General features: G+C 65.7%; 3 protein-coding genes. 2 read left to right on the plus strand and 1 reads right to left on the minus strand.

Going from position 1 to position 1601, the window contains the following annotated elements:
* A partial coding sequence (locus AC27VN_RS40955) for a radical SAM family protein (RefSeq protein WP_490880432.1) occupies nt 1–600 on the minus strand: 600 nt, incomplete at its 3' end.
* 123 nt (nt 601–723) lie between these two features.
* On the opposite strand from AC27VN_RS40955, the gene AC27VN_RS40960 reads away from it, so the two are divergent.
* Both AC27VN_RS40960 and AC27VN_RS40965 read left to right on the plus strand, forming a co-directional pair.
* Nucleotides 724–1317 (plus strand): GbsR/MarR family transcriptional regulator, encoded by a 594-nt coding sequence (locus AC27VN_RS40960; RefSeq protein WP_490880433.1) that lies wholly within the window; start codon nt 724–726, stop codon nt 1315–1317.
* Nucleotides 1318–1379: 62 nt separating this feature from the next.
* The coding region (locus AC27VN_RS40965; RefSeq protein WP_490880434.1) for a DCC1-like thiol-disulfide oxidoreductase family protein at nt 1380–1601 on the plus strand (222 nt) is incomplete at its 3' end.

A 1601-nucleotide genomic window follows, 5' to 3' on the forward strand; every position in this document is an offset into this window, starting at 1 on the left:
CACGTACACCGCCGCCAAGCCGCGCGCGGCGGCCGGCGCGATCAGGTCGAGGTCGCGCTCGATCGCGCTGGACTTGGTCACCAGCCCGAAGGGGTGGTTGACCTCCGACAGCAGCTCGATCAGCGAGCGCGTGATGCGCAGCTCGCGCTCGATCGGCTGGTAGCAGTCGGTGGCCGTCCCGATCGCGATGTGGCTGGGCCGGTAGCTCTTGCGACTCAGTTCGCGGCGCAGCACCTCGACCAGGTTGCGCTTGGCGATCAGCTTGGTCTCGAAGTCCAGCCCCGGCGAGAGGTTGAGGTAGCTGTGCGTGGGCCGCGCGAAGCAGTAGATGCAGCCGTGCTCGCAGCCGCGGTAGGGGTTGATCGAGCGGTCGAAGTAGATGTCGGGCGAGTCGTTCTCGTTCATGGCCGACTTCACGTCCTCGAAGCGCACCTCGGTGGCCAGCGGCTCGAGCTCGTCGGCCTCGGCGGCGTTTTCCTCGAGCGTGCCCCAGCCGTCGTCGAAGGCATCGCGCTCGTCCTTCGAGAAGCGGTGCGCGAGCCGCGTGGCGGCGCCGCGGCCCTTGATGGCCTGGATGGGGATGTAGGCGGCGGGTGGCATGGCGCAACTCCTTCGCGGATCTATTAACTGTTTAAACATACAGTATTTCACCATTCCAACCGGCCACGGCGATTTTTCTATTTCTTTCTTGACAGAAATTTCGGAAGTCCTAGACTCCAGCGCATGGAACTCACCGACATCCAACGCAAGTTCGTCCTCCACTGGGGCGAGATGGGCTCCATGTGGGGCGTCAACCGCACCGTCTCGCAGATCCACGCGCTGCTGTTCGTGCACGGCAAGCCGATCCATGCCGAGGAGCTGTCCGACACCCTGGGCGTGGCGCGCTCCAACGTGAGCAACAGCCTGAAGGAACTGCAGGCCTGGAACCTGGTGCGCGTCACCCACATGCTGGGCGACCGGCGCGACTACTTCGAGACCAGCGTCGACGTCTGGGAGCTGTTCCGCACCGTGGTGCGCGAGCGCAAGGAACGCGAGTTCGACCCCACCATCCGCGTGCTGCGCGAGATCGTCGCGAGCCCCGACTTCCAGAAGGAATCGGCCGATGCGCAGGACCGCATCCGCTCCACCATGGACCTGATGGCCAAGCTCGCCACCTGGGCCGACGAGATGCTGCGGCTGTCGCCCGGCACGCTCGACAAGGTGCTGACGCTGGGCGCGAGCGTGCAGAAGTTCGTTCGCGGCGACGCGCCCGCGCCCGCGCCCGCCACCGGCAAGGACGATCCCGACGCCCACCATGCGAGCCTGCCGATGATCTGAGGCCGGCTTTTTTTTGCCCATTAATTTCTGTTTTGACAGAAATATCGAGAACAAAGAACACCATGTCCCGCTCCACCGCCATCGCCTACCCGCTGACCGTCTACTACGACGCCACCTGCCGCCTGTGCAGCGCCGAAATGGGCGCGATGAAGGCGCGCGACGCGGCCGCGCGGCTCGTTCTGGTCGACTGCTCGCCGCCGGATTTCGAGGCCGACCCGGCGCCACGCGAGGCCCTGATGACCGCGATCCACCTGGTCGATGCCGCAGGCCGCGTACGGGTCGGC

Source organism: Variovorax sp. 20P10.2.4 (assembly GCF_058244205.1).

Bases quoted from the DNA above. Each gene is read 5' to 3' on its own strand.
- AC27VN_RS40960 (WP_490880433.1), top strand. From the start codon at position 724: ATGGAACTCACCGACATCCAACGCAAGTTCGTCCTCCACTGGGGCGAG.